Origin of the sequence: Rhizobium sophorae (genome assembly GCF_013087515.1) — a bacterium.
In the GTDB taxonomy this organism is placed as follows: domain Bacteria; phylum Pseudomonadota; class Alphaproteobacteria; order Rhizobiales; family Rhizobiaceae; genus Rhizobium; species Rhizobium sophorae.
The window spans coordinates 216,609-241,138 of the sequence record NZ_JABFCN010000009.1 but is presented as its reverse complement, the minus strand read 5'-3'; the positions used below and the strand labels follow the sequence as shown (position 1 = coordinate 241,138).

20 protein-coding genes and 1 pseudogene are annotated in these 24,530 nt (G+C 60.6%); 11 read left to right on the top strand and 10 right to left on the bottom strand.

Annotated features, from left to right (window positions below):
- Positions 1-384 precede the first annotated feature (384 nt).
- On the top strand, positions 385-1,377 hold the full coding sequence (locus G9X64_RS05900) for an SDR family NAD(P)-dependent oxidoreductase (RefSeq protein ID WP_171376175.1): 993 nt from the start codon (positions 385-387) through the stop codon (positions 1,375-1,377).
- Entirely contained in the window at positions 1,374-1,937 is a 564-nt protein-coding gene (locus G9X64_RS05895; RefSeq protein ID WP_171376174.1) for a TetR/AcrR family transcriptional regulator, read from the top strand. The genes G9X64_RS05900 and G9X64_RS05895 overlap by 4 nt, the downstream gene beginning before the upstream one ends.
- A 228-nt stretch (positions 1,938-2,165) precedes the next feature.
- Here G9X64_RS05895 and G9X64_RS05890 read toward each other — a convergent pair whose 3' ends face one another.
- The gene (locus G9X64_RS05890; protein ID WP_171376173.1) at positions 2,166-2,849 is read right to left on the bottom strand and encodes a TetR/AcrR family transcriptional regulator; all 684 of its coding nucleotides are present in this window, start codon (positions 2,847-2,849) and stop codon (positions 2,166-2,168) included.
- 68 nt (positions 2,850-2,917) lie between these two features.
- Here G9X64_RS05890 and G9X64_RS05885 point away from each other — a divergent pair, with 68 nt between their 5' ends.
- Positions 2,918-3,433 (top strand): nuclear transport factor 2 family protein, encoded by a 516-nt coding sequence (locus G9X64_RS05885; protein WP_171376172.1) that lies wholly within the window; start codon positions 2,918-2,920, stop codon positions 3,431-3,433.
- Between the two features lie 196 nt (positions 3,434-3,629).
- Here the strand turns inward: G9X64_RS05885 and G9X64_RS05880 are convergent, their stop codons facing one another.
- The 3 genes from G9X64_RS05880 to G9X64_RS05870 all read right to left on the bottom strand — a co-directional run bounded on the left by G9X64_RS05880 (position 3,630) and on the right by G9X64_RS05870 (position 6,244).
- Entirely contained in the window at positions 3,630-4,298 is a 669-nt protein-coding gene (locus G9X64_RS05880; protein ID WP_171376171.1) for a class I SAM-dependent methyltransferase, read from the bottom strand.
- Positions 4,295-4,933, bottom strand: coding sequence for a DedA family protein (locus G9X64_RS05875; RefSeq protein WP_171376170.1), 639 nt, complete (start codon positions 4,931-4,933; stop codon positions 4,295-4,297). Before G9X64_RS05875 ends, G9X64_RS05880 begins: the two co-directional genes overlap by 4 nt.
- Before the next feature lie 459 nt (positions 4,934-5,392).
- Positions 5,393-6,244, bottom strand: a complete 852-nt coding sequence (locus G9X64_RS05870; RefSeq protein ID WP_171376169.1) for an SDR family oxidoreductase — start codon at positions 6,242-6,244, stop codon at positions 5,393-5,395.
- A 398-nt stretch (positions 6,245-6,642) separates the two neighbouring features.
- Here G9X64_RS05870 and G9X64_RS05865 point away from each other — a divergent pair, with 398 nt between their 5' ends.
- The 7 genes and pseudogenes from G9X64_RS05865 (at position 6,643) to G9X64_RS05830 (ending at position 17,781) form a co-directional block, all read left to right on the top strand.
- Positions 6,643-7,566 (top strand): AraC family transcriptional regulator, encoded by a 924-nt coding sequence (locus G9X64_RS05865; RefSeq protein WP_171376168.1) that lies wholly within the window; start codon positions 6,643-6,645, stop codon positions 7,564-7,566.
- Between the two features lie 679 nt (positions 7,567-8,245).
- Positions 8,246-9,487, top strand: coding sequence for an efflux RND transporter periplasmic adaptor subunit (locus G9X64_RS05860; RefSeq protein WP_171376167.1), 1,242 nt, complete (start codon positions 8,246-8,248; stop codon positions 9,485-9,487).
- Between the two features lie 13 nt (positions 9,488-9,500).
- Positions 9,501-12,656, top strand: a complete 3,156-nt coding sequence (locus tag G9X64_RS05855) for an efflux RND transporter permease subunit (protein WP_171376166.1) — start codon at positions 9,501-9,503, stop codon at positions 12,654-12,656.
- Between the two features lie 686 nt (positions 12,657-13,342).
- Entirely contained in the window at positions 13,343-14,920 is a 1,578-nt protein-coding gene (locus G9X64_RS05850; RefSeq protein WP_171376165.1) for a class I SAM-dependent methyltransferase, read from the top strand.
- Positions 14,921-15,618: 698 nt separating this feature from the next.
- On the top strand, positions 15,619-16,092 hold the full coding sequence (locus tag G9X64_RS05845; protein ID WP_171376164.1) for a DUF6644 family protein: 474 nt from the start codon (positions 15,619-15,621) through the stop codon (positions 16,090-16,092).
- A 169-nt stretch (positions 16,093-16,261) separates the two neighbouring features.
- Positions 16,262-17,206: an XdhC family protein gene (locus G9X64_RS05840; RefSeq protein WP_171376163.1), complete on the top strand. Its 945-nt coding sequence runs from the start codon at positions 16,262-16,264 to the stop codon at positions 17,204-17,206.
- A pseudogene (locus tag G9X64_RS05830) lies at positions 17,161-17,781 on the top strand (nucleotidyltransferase family protein). The gene G9X64_RS05840 and the pseudogene G9X64_RS05830 overlap by 46 nt, the downstream one beginning before the upstream one ends.
- Before the next feature lie 208 nt (positions 17,782-17,989).
- On the opposite strand, the gene G9X64_RS05825 reads toward G9X64_RS05830, so the two are convergent.
- The 4 genes from G9X64_RS05825 to G9X64_RS05810 are packed head-to-tail and all read right to left on the bottom strand — an operon-like array spanning position 17,990 to position 20,635.
- The gene (locus tag G9X64_RS05825; RefSeq protein WP_171376160.1) at positions 17,990-18,361 is read right to left on the bottom strand and encodes a nuclear transport factor 2-like protein; all 372 of its coding nucleotides are present in this window, start codon (positions 18,359-18,361) and stop codon (positions 17,990-17,992) included.
- Positions 18,362-18,365: 4 nt separating this feature from the next.
- On the bottom strand, positions 18,366-19,277 hold the full coding sequence (locus G9X64_RS05820) for an SDR family oxidoreductase (RefSeq protein WP_171376159.1): 912 nt from the start codon (positions 19,275-19,277) through the stop codon (positions 18,366-18,368).
- 38 nt (positions 19,278-19,315) lie between these two features.
- Positions 19,316-19,843, bottom strand: a complete 528-nt coding sequence (locus G9X64_RS05815) for a DUF1097 domain-containing protein (protein WP_171376158.1) — start codon at positions 19,841-19,843, stop codon at positions 19,316-19,318.
- 54 nt (positions 19,844-19,897) lie between these two features.
- Positions 19,898-20,635 (bottom strand): SDR family oxidoreductase, encoded by a 738-nt coding sequence (locus G9X64_RS05810; RefSeq protein ID WP_171376157.1) that lies wholly within the window; start codon positions 20,633-20,635, stop codon positions 19,898-19,900.
- Positions 20,636-20,747: 112 nt separating this feature from the next.
- On the opposite strand from G9X64_RS05810, the gene G9X64_RS05805 reads away from it, so the two are divergent.
- The gene (locus G9X64_RS05805; RefSeq protein ID WP_171376156.1) at positions 20,748-21,650 is read left to right on the top strand and encodes a LysR family transcriptional regulator; all 903 of its coding nucleotides are present in this window, start codon (positions 20,748-20,750) and stop codon (positions 21,648-21,650) included.
- A gap of 233 nt (positions 21,651-21,883) precedes the next feature.
- On the opposite strand, the gene G9X64_RS05800 is transcribed toward G9X64_RS05805, so the two are convergent.
- Both G9X64_RS05800 and G9X64_RS05795 read right to left on the bottom strand, forming a co-directional pair.
- Entirely contained in the window at positions 21,884-23,005 is a 1,122-nt protein-coding gene (locus tag G9X64_RS05800) for an SDR family NAD(P)-dependent oxidoreductase (RefSeq protein ID WP_171376155.1), read from the bottom strand.
- 36 nt (positions 23,006-23,041) lie between these two features.
- Positions 23,042-24,367, bottom strand: coding sequence for an MFS transporter (locus tag G9X64_RS05795; protein WP_171376154.1), 1,326 nt, complete (start codon positions 24,365-24,367; stop codon positions 23,042-23,044).
- Between the last annotated feature and the right edge of the window lie 163 nt (positions 24,368-24,530).

Genomic DNA, 24,530 nt, shown 5'->3' with positions numbered 1-24,530 from the left:
CTGGAAGGCGTGCCCGCCTGTTTAGATGCGCTGGTTGCCGGCGGCCGAACCTCTGACGTTGTCATCAACAACGCCAGCGTCGGAGCTGTTCCGGTTGTCAGATCAACTGGAGATGTTGACGATGCGGGCATTCGGGGGTGTCACGCAGGATCGGCACGCGGTTTGCCGGCCTGCCCCCTCGGGCGATCAGGGGCGCGTGAACGTACCGTTTCCCAGTGCCCAGCTCGATCATCGGTCCAGTGACGTGCGAGATTTCGGAAGCGATGAGGCTGGCGATCGCCTGCCGTGGCGCGACTGAGGCCATGCGCAGAGGGTTCTTGAGCCACGCGTGGAAGAAGCCGATCAGCGCCCGATTAGGTTGACGTCGTCAACCACCATCTATAGTTGATTGACGACGTCAACCTATCGGATCCAATTATGTTTACAATTTTGATCACCGGCGGGCACAGCGGTATCGGCTTGGAGTGCATCAGGCAAATGGCCGCACAGGGAATCGACCTCGTGCTGGTTGGCAGAAATCCCACGCACCTCGAACAGGCTGCATCATCGATCCGCGCGGGCGCGCGCGTGAAGATCGCCATCGTCGAAATGGACGTCTCGTCTCTCGTGTCGGTTCGAAACGGGGCCGCGCAGTGCCGCCAAATGATCGCGAGCGGCTCGATCAGTCGACTACAGGCAATCCTGTGCAATGCCGGGGCGACGTTCCGCGGCGACCCCACCTATACCGAAGACGGCTATGAACTGACTTTCGCCACCAATTATCTCGGCCATTTCCTGCTGGTCCAGCTGCTACTCGATTGCCTCGAAGAGGACGGCCGCGTGGTGTTCACCGCCAGCGGGACGCACGATCCCGATACGGCCGACGGCAAGTTCATCGGCCGCGCGGCAAAGCCGGACGCATTCGCTTTGGCAAAGACTGGCCTGGACGGAAGCAAACCGCTCCCCGGAGGCACGCGCTATACGACCTCAAAGCTCTGCACCGTGCTGCATGCCTATGAGCTCGACCGGCGGCTGAAAGCTGCGGGTCTCGATATCTCGTCCATCGCCTACGACCCGGGCGCCATCGCTGAAACCGGGTTGCTCAGGGATCTGCCAGGACCGGCTCGGGCGATGATCGGATCGCCGCCGGTCCGTTGGCTGATGAGGCGGATGGGTTTGACCCTCGGCGATCTGGTCCAGTCTGGGCACGCGCTTGCCGATCTCGCCATCGGGGAAAATTTTGGGACGGGGCGCTATTACCAATGGAAGGACGGTGTCCTCAGAGAGAGACGTTCAGCCGCGATGTCGTACGACGAGGAACTGGCTCAGGCGCTATGGCGCGATTCGAAGAAGCTGGCGGGCGTCAGCCCGGACGAAGAACCCGACCGCCTGAAATGAGCACTCATGACACACTCATTCAGGCCGCGGCCAGCTTGCTCGATGAAGGCGGCGAACAGGCTGTCACCCTGCGGGCCGTCGGCCATGCGGTCGGCGTTTCGCACAATGCCCCCTACAAGCATTTCCGAAGCCGCGACGCCCTGCTGGCCGCCGTCGCTGCGGCGGACCTTGGGACGCTGACAACAAACTTCGCGGGAATACGTGGGTCCGGCCAATCGCCCAAGGTCAAGCTGTTGACCTCCATCGGCGTTCTGATCGCGTTCAGCCGCGAGCGACCCTCTCGGTACCGGCTGGTCTTCGGCGCGCCGACGCTCGCGCGGGAACATCCCGAGTTGCAGGGGCGGAGCATGGCCTGTCTCGCTGAAATCATGGCGTTAGTCGACGAATGCAAAGGCGCGAACGTGCTGCCCAACGCGCCTACCAGAAGCCTTGCAAGCTTGTTGCTGGCCGCCATGCATGGCCTCGTGCTTCTGGAAGCCCAGGGTCAGCTTCGCGCGGAGAAAGGGTTGCCGACGGTCGAGGAGAATGTGGAGCTGATGGTCAGCTTGTTCTCGCGGTGATGCCTAAGCACGCCCCCCTTTTTGATCCAAGCGGAGATGTTGTTGGCGCGGTCATGCTCGCTTCTCACGGCGCTCGACCGTGCCCCGACAGCGGCGGGCGGGAAGGGGAGGTAGCCTTGCGCATATGCAGCTTCGCTCGCTGAGGGCAGAGCACAGGCGGGATACGATTGGCGCGCAAGGAACCCAGATGGTTAGAGCGTCCGGTTCTGACCGCCGCGAATGGCTATATCAATCAGACAAATCCTCAGCCTCGATTATGGCAACGCAGTTCTCAAGCACCGCCGTGACCGTGGATGCCTCCAGATACGCACGCGACATCTGGAGCAGTTGCGTCCGAAAGACGGGTAGGCGGGCGATGGTGTCGTCCTCCTCGAAGATCTGGCGCGTCCCGCCTGTCACCGCCGCGACCCAGGTCAGCACCACGTCGTCGAGATCCGCGAACTTGCCGCCTTGAGCGGCGAACAGCATAGCGCGGACAGCACGATGTAACCGCGCGATCATGCCGCTACCGAGGTCCTTCATATCGAGTTCGGTCGAGGCATGGTACAAGGCGCGCGACGCTTCCGGATTACCTGTCTTGGCATCGATGTAAGAGTTGACGAAGGCGTCGCTGCACGCCGCCAGCGGCATCGCCCGATGCGCCTGGCACGCCCGCTCGACGGCGTCACTCGCCTTGTCGAGATGCCGGCCGACCAGCGCGTAGAGCAGCGCCTCCTTGCCCGGGAAATACTGGTAGAGCGTTCCGATCGAGACGCCTGCCTTCTTGGCAATGCGGTTCGTCGTCAGCGCGCTTGATCCACCGTGCAGAAGAAGCTGAATGGTCGCTTCTAATACGGCCTCCACTGTGGCCTGCGACCGCGCCTGAGTTGGCTGTTTCCGGGACATTAGCCGATCTGATTTGAGCACCGTCATAATGCGAGTAACCAATGCGAGCTTTAGCCCGTATATTCGAGGGATATCGTTGATCGAGAGGAAAAGTCATGACAGACAGTAAAGACCAGGATGTCGGTTGGTCCCGTCCGGTGGCCCGCGAGAGCGCGCTTGAAGTTGCAAAGGATTATGTCAGGTTCATCGAGATCGGCGATCGCGAGGGCATTGCTAATAGCCTCGCCGATGACGTGGTGCAGATGTTCCCCATCTCGTCGGAAGCGACCGGCGATCCGCAGGGAATTTTTTCCGGCAAAGAGGAGGTCGTCGATTATACCTACGGTCTGTTCAGGAAATTCACCGGGCTTCGCTGGCCCGATCCGGAATGGACGGAGTCGGCGGATGGGAAGCGCGCATTCCTCGAAGGCCGCGGCGAGGCGACTGTTACCCAGTCCGGCGAGCGGTACAGCAACGTCTATATCACCCGCTTTGACGTCAAGGACGGCCTGATCGTACGGATTGCCGAATATGCCAACGCCACGCTGTACGTGTCCCTCGGCATCGAACCCTCGCCAACCGAGATCAAAGCCGTAGAGCGCGTCCAAAAGGTTGGATCTGCCATCCTGTGACACAAGAACGTCTCGATCAGCGATGAAACGGTCGGCGTCATGACACGGATTGCCCGCGGGCGATCTGATCAGGCAGCCCTGTCGCGCGGCCATGAATCGACGAACAGCTTGCTGAGCGGCGGGGGGCGTCTGCAAATCACCCTTCGCCATGGCGCGCCGGCCCCCCAGCGGGCAACTAGTTGTGATCTCATGTCTGTCACCGGTCATTAGACCGTCGGTCCCATGGCCAGGGCTGCTGGCCGTCGGGCGACAACGGCAACTGGAGTAAGCGTTGGGCTGGCGTGCGTCGCGGCTTGCGGTGACGAATGCGGTAGACGGCTGCCGGAGGAATGTTCGCAAAGGTATGGCCAATGAAATTCGCCTTCAGGCCCAAACGATCGAGCAGAGACCTTGAGATCGGGCACCGCGGGCCATAGGTGAACTGATAGAACGCCCCATCGGCGCGTAGGTGCGCAAACGCACCATCCAGAATTGAGAGGACTTTTCGAGGGGGCATCGAGAGTAGCGGAAGGCCGCTGATGACCGCCCCGGCCCGCACGCCGTTGAACAGAACGACATCGTGCAGCTTGGCCGCATCCATCCTGAAGATCTTTGCACGTGGAAAGTACAAATTCAGCTTTGCGGCGAAATCTGATCCGTATTCGATGAGCGCCAGGTTCTCTTCGGTTATGCCCTTAGCGATCAGAGCGCGTGTGAACGCACCCGTCCCAGGGCCGAGCTCGATAACCGGGCCCATCTCCGGCGAGACCTCCGATACCATCAGAGCCGACAGCGCGCGCCCGGAGGGGATGACTGCGGCGACACGGAGGGGCTCGGACAGCCAGGCACGAAAGAAGTGGACGGCGTCGGCCGTTTTGCTTGTCATGAGCGGCTCTCCCTTGGGGCTGTTCGCCACCGGTACCGAGCGGCCACTCGCCATGTCAGCGCGAGCAGCGCCTCTGTTACGAGGAGGAAGACGAGCATCTTGATCGCCAAGGTAGATGCGGTCATTCCAGGCGCTAGCAGCACGGCAATGTAGCCGGCCGCGATGAACAGGCCATTCCAGAAGGTGATGCCTACCACGGTGCCGCTCGCAAATCGCCGGAAGTCCGCGTGAATGAGTCCGGCGACCACGGGCGCGATCAGGCGCACGGTCGGAATGAGTTGGGAGATAAAGATCAGGGTGCGCTCCCGCGCCCGGAATGATGCGAGAGTTTTATCGATGCGTGCTGATGACAGGCCCAGGAACCTGCCAATCCGATATAGCAGCCGGATGGACCTGTTCTGTCCCAACGCGCGAACGAGCAAGTAGAGGGCAAGCGCGCCGCAAAAGCTTCCGATCGTCGTAACGATGATGGCGACCGGGATGGACCAGGCGCCCTCGACAGCAGCAATGCCGATTGCGATCAGGACGCCGTAGGACGGCAAAGCAGGAATGAATCGCTCCGCCAGTCCGATCGCGAACAGGCCGAACACTCCATATGTCGCTATCCAGTCGATGAGGCTTCCAAGCGGGTCCAAGGCGTCAAACCTCTCCGGTAACAGCTGGCGCACCCTGGCGGATGATAACTGACAGTGCCTTCGGCTCGCAGAATCCCCTCAGCGTCTGGGCCGCGTTCCGGAGCCGAGCCGCGAGACGTCTCTCCCAATGGTGTTCGGACGCGGTATGATCGGTGATCCAATTCTTCGCCATTTTGGGTCCTTCGGTTCCGTGAAATGCTCTTCCGGCTGCGGCCACCGAAGGCCGCTTGTTAGCGTTCGCCTTCGGTGGCCTGAGGTCGTCATTGCTTCGGGGGGAAGAGTGGCGACCTCTCGGACCCGCGGGAGTGGGGCGGCTTCCGTGATCCGATTTCAGTTCGTTTTGGCTGGAGCCGGGTTAGAAGCAGATTGGTCGTACTTGACGGGGTGCGCTGCCTGCGCATCCCCCTGCTGGGGAACTGCCACGTTCGCTCATGCTCCCGAAGGTCATGCCCCCCGTTCTCAACCCAGGCCGCCATTCGCGAAGACGTTTTGACCGTCGATCCATGCGCCGTCCTGAGAGCAGAGTAGCGCGATGACGTTTGCAATGTCCTCCGGCTGGCCCAGACGTCGGAGAGGCGTCGCTTCAGGGATGCCTCGCAGTGCTTCCTCGCCATGCTGGCGCAGCAGCTGGGTGTCGACCGCTCCTGGTGACACGGCGTTGACAGAAATATTGCGGCCCGCCAGCTCCTTTGCGAGGACGCTCGAGTAAATTTCCTGCGCCGCCTTGGTGGCCGCGTAGGCTCCCGTATATGCCGGCTTCTGGAGAATGATGCTCGAGCTCAAACTGACGATCCTGCCACCGTCACGGATGCGTCGCGCCGCCTCGCGCAGAACATTGAAACTTCCCGTCATATTGGTTGCTATCATTCGATTGAAAGCATCGTCGGTCATCTGGGCAAAGGGACCGACATTCATGATCCCGGCATTGTTGACCACCACGTCCACGCCGCCATAAGCCTCTTCATTGGCGTCGAAAAGGGCCTTGACAGCAGCCGAATCCGCGACGTCCGCCTGGCGCGCCATTGCACGCCCCCCAGCCGTCCTGATGTCGGCTACGACTTGATCGGCCAGATCGCGATTGGTGAGGTAGTTCACCGTAACGGCATAGGCGTCTCGCGCCAGACGGCGGGCAGTGGCAGCGCCGATGCCACGCGACGAGCCGGTGATGACGGCAGCCCGGCCGGCGCCGGGAACGGTTCCAGGGTTGGCCGCGGAAGTTTGGGCCGAAGCCGTTCCACTGAGAGCAAGCGCGGCCGGTGCGGCAGCTGCAAGCGCCATGAAGGTTCGCCGGGAGTTGTCAGTATCGGACATCGGGAATGTCTCCTTTTCGAGAATTGCGTAAGCTCGCGGATACGGCCGAGGCCGGTTAGTCGTGACTGCCCCAAAAGCTAAAGAGCGATGTGCTTGGTTGCTCCGGGAGCAGCATCCCAGGGCCGGAGCCACTGTGTATTTCAGCGGCATTCGTTCCGTTCACAGTGATAGACACTGCTTCCGCTAGAGTTTGCTCTCATTGAACATCTATTGACCGCGCTGCTGTTTCTGTCATGTTGAGTGCACTCCTCGCTTGGCTGGCACTTTCAAGCTAGATGGAGTGTCCGATGATCAGAATGCCTGAACCATCAAGAAACTTGCCTATTCCTACAGATGGCCATACGCTATCGCGAGAAGGCCGTGTTTTGCCCGGGCCTCACAACCAGCCGGAGGCTCGAGTGTCGTCATCGCTTCTTGCGGCGGTCACCGCCTATATCGAAGAACAAGGGGGCGGGCAGGGCCTGTTTCCGACGCCGATAGAAGGCTTCAACATCGTCCGGTCTTCCCAAGCGATGATGCCGATGCGGGCGCTCTACCGGCCGTCACTCTGTGTCGTGCTGCAGGGCGCAAAGGAAATCCACTTCGGAGAAGACAGGCTGGACTACGGTGCGATGGAATGCCTGGTGGTGAGCGTCGAGCTTCCGGCGAAGGGCCGGATCGCTGAGGCAAGTCCTGAGGCGCCTTATGTCGGTGTCACCGTCGATTTCGACGTCGCCACAATGCGCGAGGTTCTGGAGCAGCTGGAGACCCCGCCGGTTCCGGCATCAGATCCCGGACCCTGCGTTTTCGTGGGCAAGGTCGACGAACCGTTGGCAGACTGCCTCCTGCGTCTGATCCGAATGGCGAAGACACCGAAGGCAATCCCGATCCTTTATCCATCAGTGATGCGTGAGATCTGCTACTGGTTGCTGAGCGGGCCGCATGGCGCCGAACTCTGCAAGCTGGCGCTCCCGGAATCGAATATCGAGCGCGTGGTCAAGGCGATATCCACGCTGCATGTGAATTTCGCGCAGACGCTGCGGGTCGAACAATTGGCAGAGATTGCCCGGATGAGCCCGTCGTCCTTCCACCAGCACTTTAAGGCGCTGACCTCGATGTCGCCGCTTCAGTTCCAGAAACAACTGCGCCTTCTCGAGGCAAGACGACTGATGGTGGCGGAGGCTGCAAACGTGGCGGAGGCAGCCTACCAGGTTGGTTACGAAAGCGCTTCGCAATTCAGCCGCGAATATTCCCGCACGTTTGGGGCCGCGCCAAAGCAGGACGTCATGAACCAGCAGCGCCTGCATAGCAAATACGCCAGCCGGAAAGTGCAAACCGCGTAATTTGTATTCATGTGTTCAAGGGTCGCTCTTTTGCAGTTTCTGCTGCTGGAGCGACTTTCATGGTATCAGCCGCATGGGACGGACTCCATGAACGCCTGGCCGGCGACGAGCCAGGGCTTGCCAAGCTCCGACGAAGTGGTGACTTGAATCTTTCCCTCAAAAATTAATGGCGTACAGCTCTTCGCTACCCTCTAGCAAGGGGGGAGGGAGTTCAACAACTAAACGCCAGGGACCCGGGTCGACTCTTACACTTCACGGATGATTCCTTGAATTGACTGAACCACCATCTTTTTACTAAATTGGAGGATTAGGCAAGGAATTTGTGCTTTTTGGCATTCGTCATCGAGCCACAAGCGGTTAGCCTCACCCCGGAATGAGCGGATCGGAAAGGAGATCGCGCTCCTCGCCGGTTTACCTCTGGAGCACTCGGGACCCTTTAAAGTTGTGGGGGGGGTACGAACCTCTGCCTCGATCGCCCGCCTCATGCCAAAAAAGCAGGGCGGGTAGCCTCTGCTCGGTCCGGCAATCCTCCCGAGCCGCCTGTAATGAGGGCGTGCAACCTCCTTGATGAGATTATGGCGTAAGCTTCGGCGCGCCTTCGATAGGGACGCACAATAAATCCGGGGGGCACGATACTCGTCGAACTCGTTTGCTGGTCGCAGTGGACCACGGAGCCTTCATGCTTGAATTGCAGTGGAAACAGGACGGCCTGACCGGGGTGATTGTGCGCATACGCGCTTGTTTCACCCTTGCAGGATTGCTGACGCTTGCGGCTTGCGACGATCCGCAGAACGCGCAATCTCAGACAATGGTCGTCCCACCGCCGCCCGTAGTCACGGTCGTCGCCATTCGCCGCGACGAGGTGCCGATCTTTGCCGAGATGCCAGGACGCACATCCGCTTTTCAGACTGCCGAAGTCCGGCCGCAGATCGGCGGCTTGATCCAGGAGCGGATGTTCACCGAAGGTGAGGAGATCAAGGCGGGCCAGCAGCTCTATCAGATTGATCCTGCACCCTATCAAGCGAGCCTTAACAGTGCCGAAGCTGCCCTGGCTCGTGCCGAGGCGGCAGTTGCCCTCGCCGAAAGCAATGCCAACCGCGCCAGGAACCTCACCCGCACCAGGGTCATGAGCGAGCGGGACCTGGACACGGCGGAAGCAACGTTGCGCCAGGCGAATGCGGATGTACGCTCAGCCGAAGCCTCGGTCGAGGCCGCACGGATCAACGTGGCCTACACACGCGTCCTCTCGCCCATCGACGGTCGTACCGGCCGCTCCTCGGTGACCGCCGGGGCGCTCGTCACCGCCAACCAAACCGCGGCACTGCTCACCATTATTCGGCTGGATCCGATCTATGTCGATCTGACGCAGCCGAGCGCGCGCCTGCTGCAACAGCAGCGGGCGATCGCGAGCGGCGCGTTAAGGCGCGACACAGCCGACCAAGCGCCGGCCCGGCTGCTTCTCGAGGACGGCTCCGAATATCCTCGTCCCGGCGAACTGCAGTTCTCTGAGGTAATCGTCGACCGGGGCACCGGCTCGATCACGTTGCGCGCCATCTTCCCCAACCCCGAGGGGACTCTGATGCCCGGCATGTTCGTCCGCGCCCGGGTCGAGGAAGGGGTTACCGACCGGGCTCTATTGGTGCCCCAGCAGGCCGTCATGCGCACGCCGCGCGGAGAGGCTTCGGCCTTTGTCGTGAACGCGCAGGGCGTGGTGGAAGCACGTATCCTCACGACCGAGCGCGCCATAGGCACTAACTGGCTCGTCACCGACGGTATCCAGCAGGGTGAACGCGTCATCGTGGAAGGCGTCCAGCGGGTGCGTCCGGGAGGCACTGTCAAAGCGACCGAGACGACAATGCAGGCACTCAACGAGCGAAACGATAACGCAAACCAGGCCGCGCGCCCGCGCGTCGGCGGCTGATAGGTAGACTCCCATGGCCCGTTTTTTCATTGATCGCCCGGTCTTCGCCTGGGTGATCGCAATTGCGATCGTGCTGTTCGGTGTTTTATCGTTGCGCACGCTGCCGGTCTCCCAATATCCGGCAATCGCCCCACCGGCGATCTCGATCAATGTGAGCTATCCCGGCGCCTCCGCTGAGACGGTGCAGGATACGGTTGTCCAGGTCATCGAGCAGCAGCTCAATGGGATCGACAACCTGCTCTACTTCACCGCCAATAGCAGCAAGGATGGCAGCGCCACCATCACACTGACCTTTGCGCAAGGCACCAATCCGGACACGGCGCAGGTTCAGGTGCAGAACAAGCTGTCGCTGGCTATGCCCCGCCTGCCGCAGATCGTACAGCAGCAGGGAGTTCGCGTCGCGAAATCAGCTGGCAACTTCCTGTTGGTCGTCGGTCTGGTGTCGACCGATGGAAGCATGGACCGGACCGACATCTCGGATTTCATCGTCTCCTCGCTGCAGGATCCGTTGAGCCGTACCGCGGGCGTCGGCGACTTTCAGGTGTTCGGCTCCCAGTACGCCATGCGCATCTGGCTCGACCCGGCGAAGCTGGTGAACTTCAGCATGACGCCGTCCGATGTGTCGGCTGCGATCCGGGCCCAGAACGTGCAGGTCGCCAGCGGCGAGCTCGGCGCGGAACCCGCAGTTCCGGACCAACAGATGAACGCGACTGTCGTCGGTCCGTCCTATCTGCAAACGCCTGAGGAGTTCGGCGCCATCCTGCTGCGTGTACAGGCCGACGGCTCCCAGGTGAGGCTGCACGACGTGGCACGGGTCGAGATCGGCAGCGAGAACTATTCAAGCCTTAGCTATTACAATGGACAGCCAGCGGCTGGGATCGGCATCAGACTGGCGAGCGGTGCGAATGCCCTCGACGCCGCAGCCGCAGTACGCGCGACGATCGCCCGCCTGCAGCCCTCCTTTCCTGCCGGTCTCGAAGCCGTCTACCCTCTGGACACGACGCCGTTCGTGCGCCTGTCGATCGAGAGTGTGATCTATACGCTGATCGAGGCGGTCGTGCTCGTCTTCCTGGTGATGTTCCTGTTCCTGCAGAACTTCCGGGCGACGTTGATTCCAACCATCGCGGTGCCGGTGGTGCTGCTCGGCACCTTTGCGGTGCTGCAGGTGGCAGGGTTCAGCATCAACACGCTAACGATGTTCGGGATGGTGCTGGCGATCGGCCTCCTGGTCGATGACGCCATCGTGGTGGTCGAGAATGTCGAGCGTGTGATGACCGAGGAGCATCTCTCGCCGATCGATGCGACCCGCAAGTCCATGGACCAGATCACCGGAGCGCTCGTCGGCATAGGCCTCGTGCTATCCGCGGTGTTCCTGCCCATGGCCTTTTTCGGCGGCTCCACCGGCGTCATCTATCGCCAGTTCTCCATCACCGTCGCGACCGCCATGGGTCTTTCGGTGCTCGTCGCGATCATCTTCACCCCAGCGCTTTGCGCCACAATTCTGAAGCCGCACAAACCAGGCCAGGGCCAGCGGGGCTTCTTCGGCTGGTTCAACCGTGGTTTTGACCGGGCCACTCGTGGCTACGCAAGCGGCGTCCGGCACGCGCTCAGGCGGCCGCTGCGAATGATGATGTTGTTCACGGCCCTGTTAGTCATACTCGCGGTAATGTTCGCGCGCTTGCCGAGCGCCTTCCTGCCCGACGAGGACCAGGGCACTGCGTACGTTCAGGTCGTGTCGCCCCCAGGGGCGACCACCGCGCGCACGCAACGCACGCTCGATGAAATTTCCCGCTATCTTCGTGAGGAGGAGAGCGGCGTCGTCGCTTCGACGTTCGCCATCAACGGGTTCAGCTTCACCGGCCGAGGTCAGAGCGCGGGCATGGCCTTCCTCAGCCTGCGCAACTGGTCGGATCGCCCCGGCTCTCAAAATAGCGTGCAGGCGCTGACGCGGCGTATCATGGCCCGCTTTGCCAACTACCCCGATGCGATGGTCTTCGCCTTCGCACCACCGGCGATCAGCGAGCTGGGCAACGCCACTGGCTTCAACTTTCAGCTTCTCGATCGCGGCGGTCTCGGACACGAGGCCCTCATGGGGGCTCGCGGTCAGCTTCTGGGCCTGGCGGCGCAAAGCCCCGTGCTTACGGGCGTGCGACCGAACGGGCAAAACGACGAAGCCCAGTTCCGCTTGGTGATCGACTGGGAACGCGCCAGCGCCCTCGGCCTTTCGGTTTCCGACATCATCAGCACGCTCTCCACCGCCTGGGGGGCAACATACGTGAACGACTTCATGGATCGGGGCCGCGTGAAGCGAGTCTACATGCAGGGCGACGCCTCCGCCCGAATGCTGCCGGGTGACCTCGATCGCTGGTTCATTCGCAATGCCAGCGGACAGCTGGTGTCCTTTTCCGCTTTCGGCCATGCCGAATGGAGTTACGGTTCGCCGAGGCTCGAACGGTTCAACGGGGTCGCCTCGGTGGAGATCGCCGGCGCGGCGGCACCCGGATATACCAGCGGCCAGGCGATGGCCGAGATGGAGCGGCTAGCCGCGCAGCTCCCTGCCGGATTCGGCTTCGACTGGAGCGGCATCTCCTACGAGGAGCGGCTGTCGGGCGCTCAGGCTCCTACGCTTTATGCGCTATCGCTGCTGATCGTCTTCCTTTGCCTCGCGGCGCTCTACGAAAGCTGGTCGATCCCAGCGGCGGTGATGCTCATCGTGCCGCTTGGCATCTTGGGTGCGGTGGCGGCGATGCTCGGCCGCGGGCTGTCGAACGATGTTTATTTCCAGGTGGGCCTGCTTACCACCGTCGGCCTAGCCGCAAAGAATGCCATCTTGATCGTCGAATTTGCCAAGGACGGCTTCGATCGCGGGCAAAGCTTGGCCGAGGCGGCGCTCGAGGCCGCTCGCCAGCGCCTGAGGCCGATCATCATGACTTCGCTCGCGTTCGGTCTTGGCGTGGTGCCGCTCGTTATTGCCAGTGGCGCAGGGTCAGGCGGGCAGAATGCGATCGGTACGGGGGTACTCGGCGGGGTGCTGAGCGGTACGCTCTTTGCCATCATCTTCGTACCAGTCTTCTTCGTTATTGTGCTCAAGCTGTTCCGAACGAAGAGAAAGGGTGAGGCTGAGGAGACGGCACCTGCGCCGCATCCTCTCCCGACACCCGGGGAGTAAACGTGATGCTCTGCCCCGGTGATATGGAAGGTCGCATCCTCGCATCGTCACCGCGCAATGCCGCTCGTATCCTCCCCGCCGAGCTACGCCGCCGGCCTCGGCCGTGCAAGACGCCAAACGAACGTCCATCGCCAGTTCCGTTTGACCGCGGGTTTGAAGGAAGGGCGCTCCAGAACGGAAGTTGGCTTAAGGCCGGTTTCCTGCCTTCGATATCCAACTCTTCACCCAACCGCGGCAGGTTTCGACTGAACCAAAAAGCTCCCTGCTGATCTGGAGGATCAGGCAGGAAATTTGCGCCTTTTGGCATTCGTCATCGTGCGGTGGGCGCGTAGCTTGCGGGGCGCAATGCTTGGCAACTGTCCGGGCCGTTTCAATCCTTCATTCGAGGAGAAACGCTGAATCATTGGGGATAGCCATCGAAGTCTCGAACGATACGAACCTCTCACGTCGATCATCCGCTCCGAGTCATCAGAAAGGGAAACTATAATGCTGAAACCGGTAAGGGCGGTCCGTTCGATGCCCTGTATAGCATCAGCACATGTCCGTTTCCTTTGCGCGAATGGAGCGCGTCTCCAATCGGTTTAAGGCCAGTTGCGCATCGTGCCGCTCAGGCCGTTCTTCTCCTTTCAATTCAACAACAAAGGACTGCGGGCCCACGCCCTGAACGTGTCCTGGGAGTCTCACTGATGGCATGGTCGTACGGTTACTTTACTGATCTGAACTATTCCCATGGCTACTATCCAGAAATGAACCCAACCATGCTGCGCCTGGCCTGTCTTTGCCAGGCGGTAGAGCCGCAGCTGAGCGAGGAGCCGATCTATCTTGAACTGGGTTTTGGACAAGGGGTTTCCATCAATATGCATGCGGCGGGATCTGTCGGATCGTATTGGGGAACAGACTTCAACCCCACGCAAACGGTGGAAGCTCGCAAGCTAGCTGCGGCATCTGGCGCCAGCCTTCATCTGTTCGACGACTCCTTCGAAGAACTCGCCAGCCGGAACGATCTTCCCGACTTCGATGTCATCGCGCTTCACGGCATCTGGAGCTGGATATCCGAAACGAACCGAAAGATTATAACGGATATCATCAGGCGGAAGCTCCGCCCCGGCGGGATTGCCTATATAAGCTATAACTGCCTGCCAGGCTGGGCGCCGATCATTCCGATCCGCGAGTTGATGTCCCTCTATCAGGAGTATGGTGAAGGGAAAATCTCGGGACCCGTTGGAATGATTGAAGGGGCTTTGCAGTTTTTAGGAGATGTCGCAAAGGCTGGTTCAATCTATTTCAACGAAAACCCGATCGCCGGACATCATCTCAAACATTTGATGAAGCAGGGACCCAATTATCTTGCCCATGAATATTTGAACGCAGACTGGCATCTTGGGCATTTTTCCGACATGGCCCGCAGCCTTGACGACGCCAAACTTACATATGTCGGATCAGCACGCCTGCTCGACGGCATGGACGCCCTCCAGTTCACCGACGAAGGTCGCAAGCTCGTCTCGCAGATCGGCCATCCGATCATGCGCGAGACGGTGCGCGACTATTTGCTGAACAGGCGTTTCCGAAGTGACATTTTCGTCAAGGGCGCCCGAAAACTGTCGGGCCCGGAACATCGAGATGCCTGGCACTCGCTGGCCTTCGTGCTGTCGACGCCAATAGTTGATATCCCGAAAAAGATCCCGCTCAGCAGAGGGGAAGTGGAGCTGCCGGCAGACAAATATGATCCGATCCTCGAGGCTCTTTGTGAAGACAAATACAGGCCGAAAGGCGTCGATGAACTTCTGCAACATTCGAAGCTGCGCGGGTTTCTACCTCAAGACGTTGTTGAAGCTTTGACGGTTCTCACGGGCGCGGGTTTTACGGCCCCAGTTCGAGATCCCTCCAAAAAGGTACAGGAGCAATGCAAGGCGTTGAACCGACATATCCTGGAACGGGCGCGCATCAGCATGGATCTCCATCATATGGTGTCGCCGGTGACGGGAGGTGGGATCGCTATACCCCATATCGCACAACTGTTTATCCTCGGCCTGAGGGAGGGTAAAACCGATGCGGATTCCCTGGCCAACCACGTGTGGGAGTTCCTCGACAGTATCGGCGAACGACTCGTCAGAGACGGCCAGAGCATTGAATCGAGGGACGCGAACCTGAAAGAACTCAGAGGGTCTGCAGTCAAATTCCTAAGATCCAGCCGACCGCTGTTGGAAGCCCTGCAGATCATCGATCCATCTGAAATCGGCGGACCGCCCATCGAGGACTTATGAATGATTGGGAGCGGAGCCCGATTGACCTTCAGGAGGCGTCGCTCCGCTCGAATCGCTGCATCGGCTTCATCTATCTCGAGCCGGTGTCTTTGCGGTTTAACAGCGACAGTACGGACCCAAAGGTTTCCGGACGATTGCGAGAATATTCCGGATGATAGCGCATGGAGCATGCAGCATGGGCGCTGTAGCATCGACGCAAAACCGTGCTCGCAGTTACAGCAACGAAAGGGCAGCATCATGCTTAAGAGGATTGGTCGCACAACGTTTGGAACCGTGATTGGATTTTTGGCACTCACGGGGCTCGTGTCCGCCCACCATGGCGTCACTGGTAGATATGACGCTTCTGCGCCGATCATTTTACACGGAACGGTGACTGCGGCCACGTTTAGTCCGCCTCATCCTGTTTTCACTGTGAGAGGAGAGGCCAATGAATTTCCTGCGCGCGGTCTCGGCAGACCGGAGGAATATTTCGGGCCGCCCAGGACCCGTGCGGAGGACGTTGGCGTGGAACGCGACGTCGAGCTTTCTCCCGTGCGCCTGTTTTACGATCTCGCTGACAGATTACGTGTCGGGGATCGGGTCACCATCGTTGCCCTTCGCAATTGCCTGTCTCCCCACCAGCTACGCAGCACCTGGGTGCGGTTATCGGACGGCGAGGTCGTATCTTACACCGGGGACTGGGCGCGAGGAGTAGATGGATGCAACTGAGTGCAGCGTTTCGCTGGATCGAGGCGTTACCGCTCGTTCGGATGATCGTGACTGTTCCCGGTCTCTATCCGGCTATCTCGGCGCTGCACATCTTCGGTATCGCCCTGCTCGTGGGCTGCATTGTCACCGTCGATCTTCGCCTTCTTGGCGTTGTCAGCGCAAAGCTGGACGAGGCGCTTCCAGGCCTGGTCCGGGTGGCGCTGGCCGGGTTCGCTGTCGCCGCGACCACGGGAGTGCTCCTCGTTTCGGTGCGGATTGGAAACTATGCGTTCAATCCGGCTTTTTTGGCAAAGATGGCCCTCTTGTTGATCGCTGGAACGAACGCGCTGGTTCTGCGCCTGGGTACGGGTTCGGCCGACGTGCGGGGTGGACTGGGAACATCCCATGGTCGTCTCGCGGCCGGGCTGTCTCTCGCCCTTTGGACCAGCGCGGTGTTTTCAGGCCGTTGGATTGCCTTCATATGAAGAGGCCGGAAAGCCGAGGCCTGACGGATTTTGCGGTCTGCCAATCGATGTTGGTTTCCGGCGTGGCGGACATCCCTGCGGCAGGCCGCGCGACGTCCGACTGTGCCATATCTCCAAGCAATGCGCCGATCACAACTGCTAGAGGGCGGAAAACCCGCGGTCTTGCGCCATGATTCGTTATGCTGAACATATCGAGGACGTCCTCGCGGCATGGCTTGAGCAGCGGTTCGAGGGTGGAGCAGCACTTGTTGCGATCACATTGACCGAAGGCGGTGGTGTCAGGGCCCCAGGCGCGGTGATGACGGTCTCGCGAACGGGCCAACGCGTTGGCTACATTTCCGGCGGCTGTCTCGATGCCGACGTTGCAAGGCATGCTCTTGACGCATTCTCAGACGGTAAGGCCAGAAAACTGCGTTATGGTTCAGGCTCTCCATTTCTGGATCTGCCGCTTCCTTGCGGTGGGGCGGTCGAAGTATTGATCGTTCCAAATGCCGATCCCATGGTTGTGCGCCGCTGCGCCGATTTGCTTGCCGCCCGCATTCCCCAGCGCCTCGGCTTTCGTGAGTGCGGCGAGATCGTGCTCGCTCCAACCGGGGAGGTCGATCATATCTTCACCTATCTGCCGAAGCTGCGGATCCGGATAGCCGGACGTAGCGCCGATGCGATCGCGTTGCACAGGGTCGCTACCGCGGCCGGTCTGCCGGTTCTTCTTCAGATGCCGGAGCAAGATTTTGGCAATGCTGATCCAGCGCTCGATCTCTCAAGGGCATTGCGCATGCAGATACCAACGTCGTTGCCAGTTCTTGACGACGATCCCTGGACGGCGGTTATTCTGTCGCTCCATGACGCCGACTGGGAGGATCCTTTACTCGTTCAGGCATTGCAAGGCCCGGCGTTCTTCATCGGCGCCGTCGGCAGCCGCAAGACGCATGAACGGCGATGCAATCGCCTGCGCGCGCTCGGATGCGGTGAGCAACAGATCCGGCGCATTAGGGCGCCTGTCGGGTTAGTCGCTTCAATGCGCGATGCCTCATCCCTTGCTGTCTCAATTTTGGCGGAGATTCTCGGTTGCTGGAAGCAGGTTTCGATCGACCCTTTTCAGACACGGCCATAATTCTCCTCGCCGCCGGCAAGTCGAGCCGCTTCGAGGCCGGTGACAAGCTTATGGCGATGTACCGGGGAGCTCCAATTTTAGAGCGGAGCGCGCGACTGTTAAAAGGCGAAGCCGTCGCTATACGCATCGCGGTCGTTGGAGAACGGTAGCGCGCCCGCACCGAGACTTTGCAGGCGATGGGCTGGTCGGTAGCTGTCTGCCGAACGAAAGTGCCGGCGCTGGCCGCCTCGATCTCCGAAGGCATCCGTTGCGCAAGCAATTACCCCGTAGGTGCTGCGCTGATCCTCCTTGCGGATATGCCTGAGGTATCAGAGCGCCACCTGCTCGCCCTGCGTCAGGCGATCACAGGCGACCGGGCAGCAGTCTTCTCCAGGAAGGGCGAGATCCTTATGCCCCCGGCGGCCTTTAGGCGTGATTTATTTGATCGGCTCACGGAATTGCGTGGAGATGAAGGAGCACGCGGGCTCTTTAGCATGCTGCCCGGAGCGGGCACGATATCGATCAATCCTTGCGAATCGATCGATATCGACACGGTCGCCGATCTCGAGGCGGCAGGGGTCCAGCGAGGGGGCTGACTGACCGGGAGTAGCCTCAGGAGACATTGCCGGAACAAGTCTGTCGCAGTTCACAAGACCAGTGAAGTTACGATCGGACCGTAAGGATGTCAGATTATTGACATGGTCACGACCTTGATTTCTCGCCACCACAAGAACTGCGAAGCAGGCAGATTCTTCGACGTGGCCGGGTGACGCAGCCAAGGCAAGACATGCCTGCACGCCATCGCTAGTTGACGTTCGCTTCCGAAATGCTGAGAAGAGCGATCTTTCCGTCAAGTAGTTGAAAATTCATTTCGCCCGTTCCGGTGAAACCGTTCCCGGCGACTTTGACCGCGATGCGATAACCTCGGAAGAACACTGCCCATGTTGTAATTGTCAGTTGCGATTGGACACCCACGTTGTCATTTCGATCCCACGCCGCCAGCTCTGCCCGACCTTGATATTTCTGATCGCCGTCGCTCAGGATTGCATCTGACGTGAAACATTCCAGGACACCGGCTGAATCTCCGGCGTTCGTGCGCAGAACGAAGTTCCGGATGACGTTCGGCAAATCGGCGGGGATGTTTTTTGACATTTCGATTGTATCATCCGTCTGCAAGGTTTCATTTCCCCTGTGATCTGAAGTTCGTCGGGTGGAGCAGATCGGAGAGCCCGAAGCGCTTCAGGAGCCGTTCGCGCATTACAGTGGCCACAGCGTTGACTGGGGCATCGCCAAAATCGCTGAAGTCCACCTCGGATCTGTAAGGTCGTGATCCATGCGGGAGATCGACGATCCTAAGAGCTTCGTCGGCGACGGCCTGCACGTCTGCGGTCACATCGTCGGGGAAAAGCGCCCTTGTCGACTGCTCGTTTCCGGCAATGGCATCCTCGTAAAGCGCGAGATACTTCTTCTGGACTGTCTCGTCCGCCGGAAATTCGGCATGCGGAAAGTGGGCCGTGCCTTCAACGAATGGGCCAGGCATCAAAATTGAGGTCTCGATGCCAAATCTGGCGACCTCGTAGGAGATGCTGTCTGCGAACGAGTCCATCGCGGCTTTCGCCGCTGTATACGGAGCAAGGAACGGCGGAACGACACGGGATGTGCCGCTGCCAATCCAAAGGAGAAGACCCGAGCCCTGTTCGCGCATCACCGGCAATACGCGACGGTTCACCCGCAGGGCTCCGACCGTATTCGTGTTCAGGCTTGCCAGGATCTGCTCCGGGGTAAAGGCTTCAGTGATGCCGAAGTAAAGATGCGCCGCGTTGTGCACGAGGACGTCAATACGGCCTTCGTTCGCCGTAACGGTCTGGACTGCCTGCTCGATGGAGGCGTCGGAGTTCACATCGAGTTCCAGCGGCCGCAGATTAACCTCATGGTCGCTCGCGAATGCGAGGGCCTCTTCAGCCTTGTCCCTGTTGCGACCCTCAACGAAGCGCATGGTGGCGTAGACGGTGTGCCCTGCCTGAGCAAGACTTCTTGCTACGAGCCGGCCCATGCCAGTGCCGGCTCCCGTGATAATGACGACCTTGGTCATGGTCTTCTCCGTGTGTTGCCTTCGATGTGCTGGCTCAACTAGGCCGCAACGATGCTCCGGATCTTCTTCTCCACCGTCTGAACAACCCATCCTGCGATCGAGCCGATTGCGGTAGCGCTTCCAAGCTTCGCGATTGAAGAAAGCTCCGGCTCAAGATGGGCGGCGAAGAAGGTAATCAGGCCGATGAAATAGCCGAGCAGATTGCTGAGGACCGGAAGGCCGCGTGTGGAGATGACGGTAAGCGCCACGCACAACACGACCACGGGAAACGCCACGCTGCCAAGGGTCGGTGCGAGCAACGGCACCGCCAGTACGGCAGCCGCGCCGACGCACAGCCCGAGTACCGTGCAGACCCAGCTCTGGAAGCCCTCGGCGGCAGAGGGACGGCGTGTAAAATAGGCAACCCAGCCCATGAACATCGCCCAAGGCGGAAGTGTCAGGAGCAGACTTGTCTGGGCCGCCGTCGCGGCTGTCAGTGCCGCTGTGACGGTCAGTATGATATAAATCCCGGTACCTGTGTTGCGGCCTTGTGCGGTTGACGCGGTCGAGTTGGTTTCATGTGACATCTCTTGATCTCCTCAATCTTTCTGATTGTCGATGTAGGACTGCCTGGGATCGGTTCAGCACATGCCGCCGTTTGCCCGCAGCGTCTGACCATTCACCCAGGCACCTTCCGGCCCTGCCAAAAACGAAACCACGCGGGCGATATCCTCGGGCTGGCCGAGCCGCTCGAGCGGGTTCATCTTGGCCATCCGGTCGATGAGTTCCGGGCTCTTGCCCTCGAGGAAGAGGTCCGTGGCGGTCGGCCCCGGCGCAACGGCATTCACCCTGATTCCTCGGCCACGCATTTCCTGCGCGAGCACCTGCGTCAGCCCTTCCACCGCAGCCTTGGTCGCGATGTAGACGCCATAGGAGGGAAGACGCATGCCGATGACGCTGCTGGACAGGTTGATGATGCGCCCGCCCTCGCGCAGTTGCCTGCCGGCCTGGCGAGCGACATTGAACGTGCCTTTAAGATTGATCGCGACGGTCTGGTCGAAGGTATCGTCGGCAAATTCGACGATCGGCGCCAGCCGCATTATGCCGGCGTTGTTCACGGCGACATCGATGCCGCCGAAAGACCGCTCGGCTGTGTCGAACATCGCCGCAACCGCCGCAGGGTCGGAAATATCTGCCTGAGCCGTGATCGCTTCGCCGCCTGCCGCTGCGATCCTGTCCACAACCTCCTGCGCGGCTTCCGCGCCACGCGCATAGTTCACGACGACTTTGAAGCCGTCACCCGCGAGACGCTGCGCAATGACAGCACCTATCCCGCGCGAAGAGCCCGTAACCAGGGCCACCTTGTTCGTTTCGCTCATGACTTCTGCCTTTCCTGATATACCGCACCGCGGCTGACGGGAAATTTAGCGGTTTCCGCCCAATAAAAATAATGCATACTCGTCATCCCAATAATGACTAAAAGTATGTGTCATGAGCTTCGATAGCCGGCTGCTAAGTGGAATAGGGGTCGTGGTCGCCGTGGTTGAGGCCGGTAGCTTTGCGCGAGCCGGTGAGGCGATGGGGCTGACCCAGCCCGCGGTGAGCCGCGCCGTTGCGCGTTTGGAAGAGCGCGTGGGCATCCGCATCTTCAATCGGACCGCCCGGGCGATTTCGCTGACCGACGAAGGGCGCCGTTTCTACGAAGCCGTGGCGCCGTTGCTTGCGGGCATCGGAGAAGCGGCTGTGAGCGCGGGCAAGAGCAAGGCAATCGTGCGTGGACGATTGCGCGTGAACGTCGACGGAACCTTCGGACATTATGTTCTTGCGCCGCGGCTAGGGGAGTTTCTGGATCACTATCCCGAACTCTCCGTCGAGATCAGCGTCCGGGATGCCATGGGCGATCTTGTCGCCGAGGGCGTTGACGTCGCCGTCCGGTTCGGGGCGCCCGAGCCGTCTTCGCTCAAGGCTCGCCTGTTGCTGGAGACGCACGTCCTGACATGCGCTTCTCCGGCCTACGTCGCCAGGCACGGCGCGCCGGCGCATCCCGAACAGCTCGCCCAGGACCATCAGTGCCTGCTGATCCGCGACCCCACGACGGGCCGTCCGTTCGAATGGGAATTCCAACGCGGGAAGGAGGTCGTCCCGCTTGCCGCATCCGGCCGTCTGATGGTCAACGATACCGGCTCGCTGCTCGGCGCGTGCCTGGGTGGTACCGGCGTTGCCCAGCTGCTGGAAATCTATGCCAGGGACTTTATTGCCCAGAACAGGCTGGTCCAGTTACTGCCGGACTGGGGAGACGAAACGTTCCCGCTCTATGCGTTTCACCACAGCTCGAACCTGGTTTCGGCCAAGGTGCGGGCCTTTCTGGATTTCGTCCGGGGCCTGGCGTCATAGTCGGATATGGATCAGGTGCGCTGGCCGGGAGTCGCTTGGGCAAGGAGGTGGCAGCGGCCGCCGGTAGGATCTTGAGTTGCGAGATGTCCCCGATCCCGTTTTCGTTCGTCCAAGCCCCGATCAGAGCTAGCCAAATGCGGCTGTGACAGCCGGAAGCAAAACGCGAGTTCGCTAACGGCGTTCATTGCTCGCCATGATTGATCGTTAGTCTATAGAGACAACATGATTGTGCATCAACTCATCCGCCCGAATGTCACGTTGCCAAGCTGCTCAAGGGTGGCCCACAATCTCGTCCCAGCTTGCTGGTCGTCGGCTTTCTCAGGAATCCCGGCCCAGCCCGGCAAACCACCTAACCCCAGAAACCCGTTGGGGCCGTAATATCCGCCAGCCACCGCTTGCGGCGATGTTGCCGCATATAGGGTCGGCAGAGCGCCTTGAGCAGGCGGCTGGAACAGGAAAGGCAGGTATCTATGATTGCGCCCCTCCAGGCTGTCGAAGCCGGGGCCGTCCGGGACCAGGTTGGTGCGGGCGATGCCGGGATGGGAAGCCATGGCCGAGATACCCCAGCCTTCCGCCGCGCTGCGCCTCTGCATCTCAAAGGCAAGCATGAGGATGGCGAGCTTGGAGTTGTCGTAAGCCGCCCCATAGTCATAGTCGCGACCGAGTGGCAGATCGGCGGGGTTGATTGTGCCCATGAACGCGCGACTGCTGGACACCCAGACGACGCGCGGGGAATTCCCTTGGCTCAGCAGTGGCAACAGCCGGGCGGTCAACGCAAAATGACCAAGCGCGTTCGTGGCGAACACTCGTTCGAACCCGTTGGCGCTCATTTCCCGGTTTTTCCGCCCCATGACGCCTGCATTGTTGACGAGGATGTCCAAATTTTTCCGGGAAGCGCGCATCCGATCAGCAAAGCTGGCAACCGAAAGGAGGTCCGAAAGATCGAGCGGCTCGAAACGGATCAAAGCGCTGGGGACGGCGACCTTGATGCGTCGGACGGCTTCCTCTCCACGTTCCTGCTTCCGGGACGCGATGGTTACGTCCGCCCCGGCGCGTGCGAGTTGAAGGGCGTCATGATAGCCCAAACCACTTCGGTCGCCCTCGGGATAGCCGTTGCCGCCCGTGACGAGCGCCGAGCGTCCTTGCAGCGAGGGGATGTCGGCTGCCGTCCAATCGGGGATGCTCGGTAGTCCCTGCTGACGCGGGGACAAGGGTGGCATGTTTGCCCTGACCGCAATTGCGCCGCCCACGGCCGCGACACCAGCTCCCACTGTACTGTATCGCATAAACGAACGGCGCGACAATCCTGATGATCTGGTCTTGATCGTCCCGTTCTCTCCCGATGAGTCTGTCATTTCAGGATACGCTCCCAGAGGTGAATTTTCGGGCGTTTAGGCGATGTCAGCTGTGCGAAGGGCCGCTGCGATGCGCTTATTTGCGATCAGCATCGCGATGCCGGTCAGAACGCTGGCGACCGGGACTGTCAGCAGACCAAGTCCTAGGCCATTGGGAACTTGCGCCACTGTTGCCGCATCGCTGATTATGCCGACGATCAGAGGGCCCAGCGCAGGCCCCAGGAGCCCGGAGCCGATCATCGCGAGGCTTGTCGCCATCGCCTCCTTGCCCTTGCCTGCCACCAAATGGGCAGCGCCGAAGCACCAGGGCAGAAGAAAAGCGAACGACAACATGCCGGGGACGAAAAGGAGGATGGAAAGCCACCCGACCGGCGCGAGCAACGCAGCGGTCGTCGTCAGGCTTGCGATGATGAACAGGATTGCGGGCGGCCCGAGCAACCTGCCGGTGCGGGAGCGCACGGCGCGGTCAAACAGGCGCCCACCTATCAGTGTTCCGCAAATCCCCATCAGGCCTTGCAGCAGTCCGAACGCGAGCCCGGCTTCGCTGGCGCTGAAGTCGTGGGTGCGGATCAGGAAAGGAACCGCGAAAGCGTAGAACGGTGCTGCGGCGAAACCGAGTGCGATCGAGCCCATAAACAACCAACGAAATGACGGGGACGAAAGCAGTTGCAAGCTCGACCGCAGGAAGGGTTCGCTCGTGGCGGCCGAGCGCTTGAGCGGTGAGGTCGGACCGACGACGAGGAGGGCCAGCAAACCGATCAGTACGCCCATGGCGCCGGCCCCGACCAGCGCTGTACGCCAGCCGAGCGTATCGCCGATAGCGCCGCCGGCGCCGAAACCGACCATAGTGCCGAGTGGAATGCCCATCGAGAAAATGCCGAGCGCCAGCCCGCGGTGCGCGGGTGGGATCTTCCGGGCAATGATCGCGTGGCTGCAGGGCGTTCCGCCGGCCTCGCCGAAAGCGACACCGAAGCGGGTAAAGGCGAGGAACAGGAAGCTCATGGCGAGGCCGCCGAGCAATGTCATCGCGCTCCAGAGCAAGATGCATGAAACGAGGGCGGAACGGGGCGATCCTCGGTCGGCGGCACGGGCGAGGGGCATCGACAGCAACGTGTAGCACACCGCAAAGGCGAGGCCCGTGAGCAAGCCCACATCGGTGTCGCTCAGATCGAGTTCTTCCTTGATTGACTCGGCCAGGACGAAGGGAAGCATCCGGTCGATCTGGGACGTGGCGCTGACAAGAAATAGCGTAATAAGCAGCATTGTGGCCCGCCGACCCTCAACGTATTCATCCCCGCTCGCAGTAGATATGGTGGGCAGATCAGCGTGCTTATCTATTGACGAAGCGGCCGTTTCTGTCATGCTTGGTGCTTCCCTGGCTGTGAGTGACGTCATCAAGCTAGAGGAAGTCTTCCATGACCAGAATGCCGAATACCTCAATAAACTTGCCTATTCCTACAGGCGGCGATATGTTGCCGGCTGAAGGGCGAGTGCTGCGCTGGCCTCGAAACCAACCGGAGGTTCG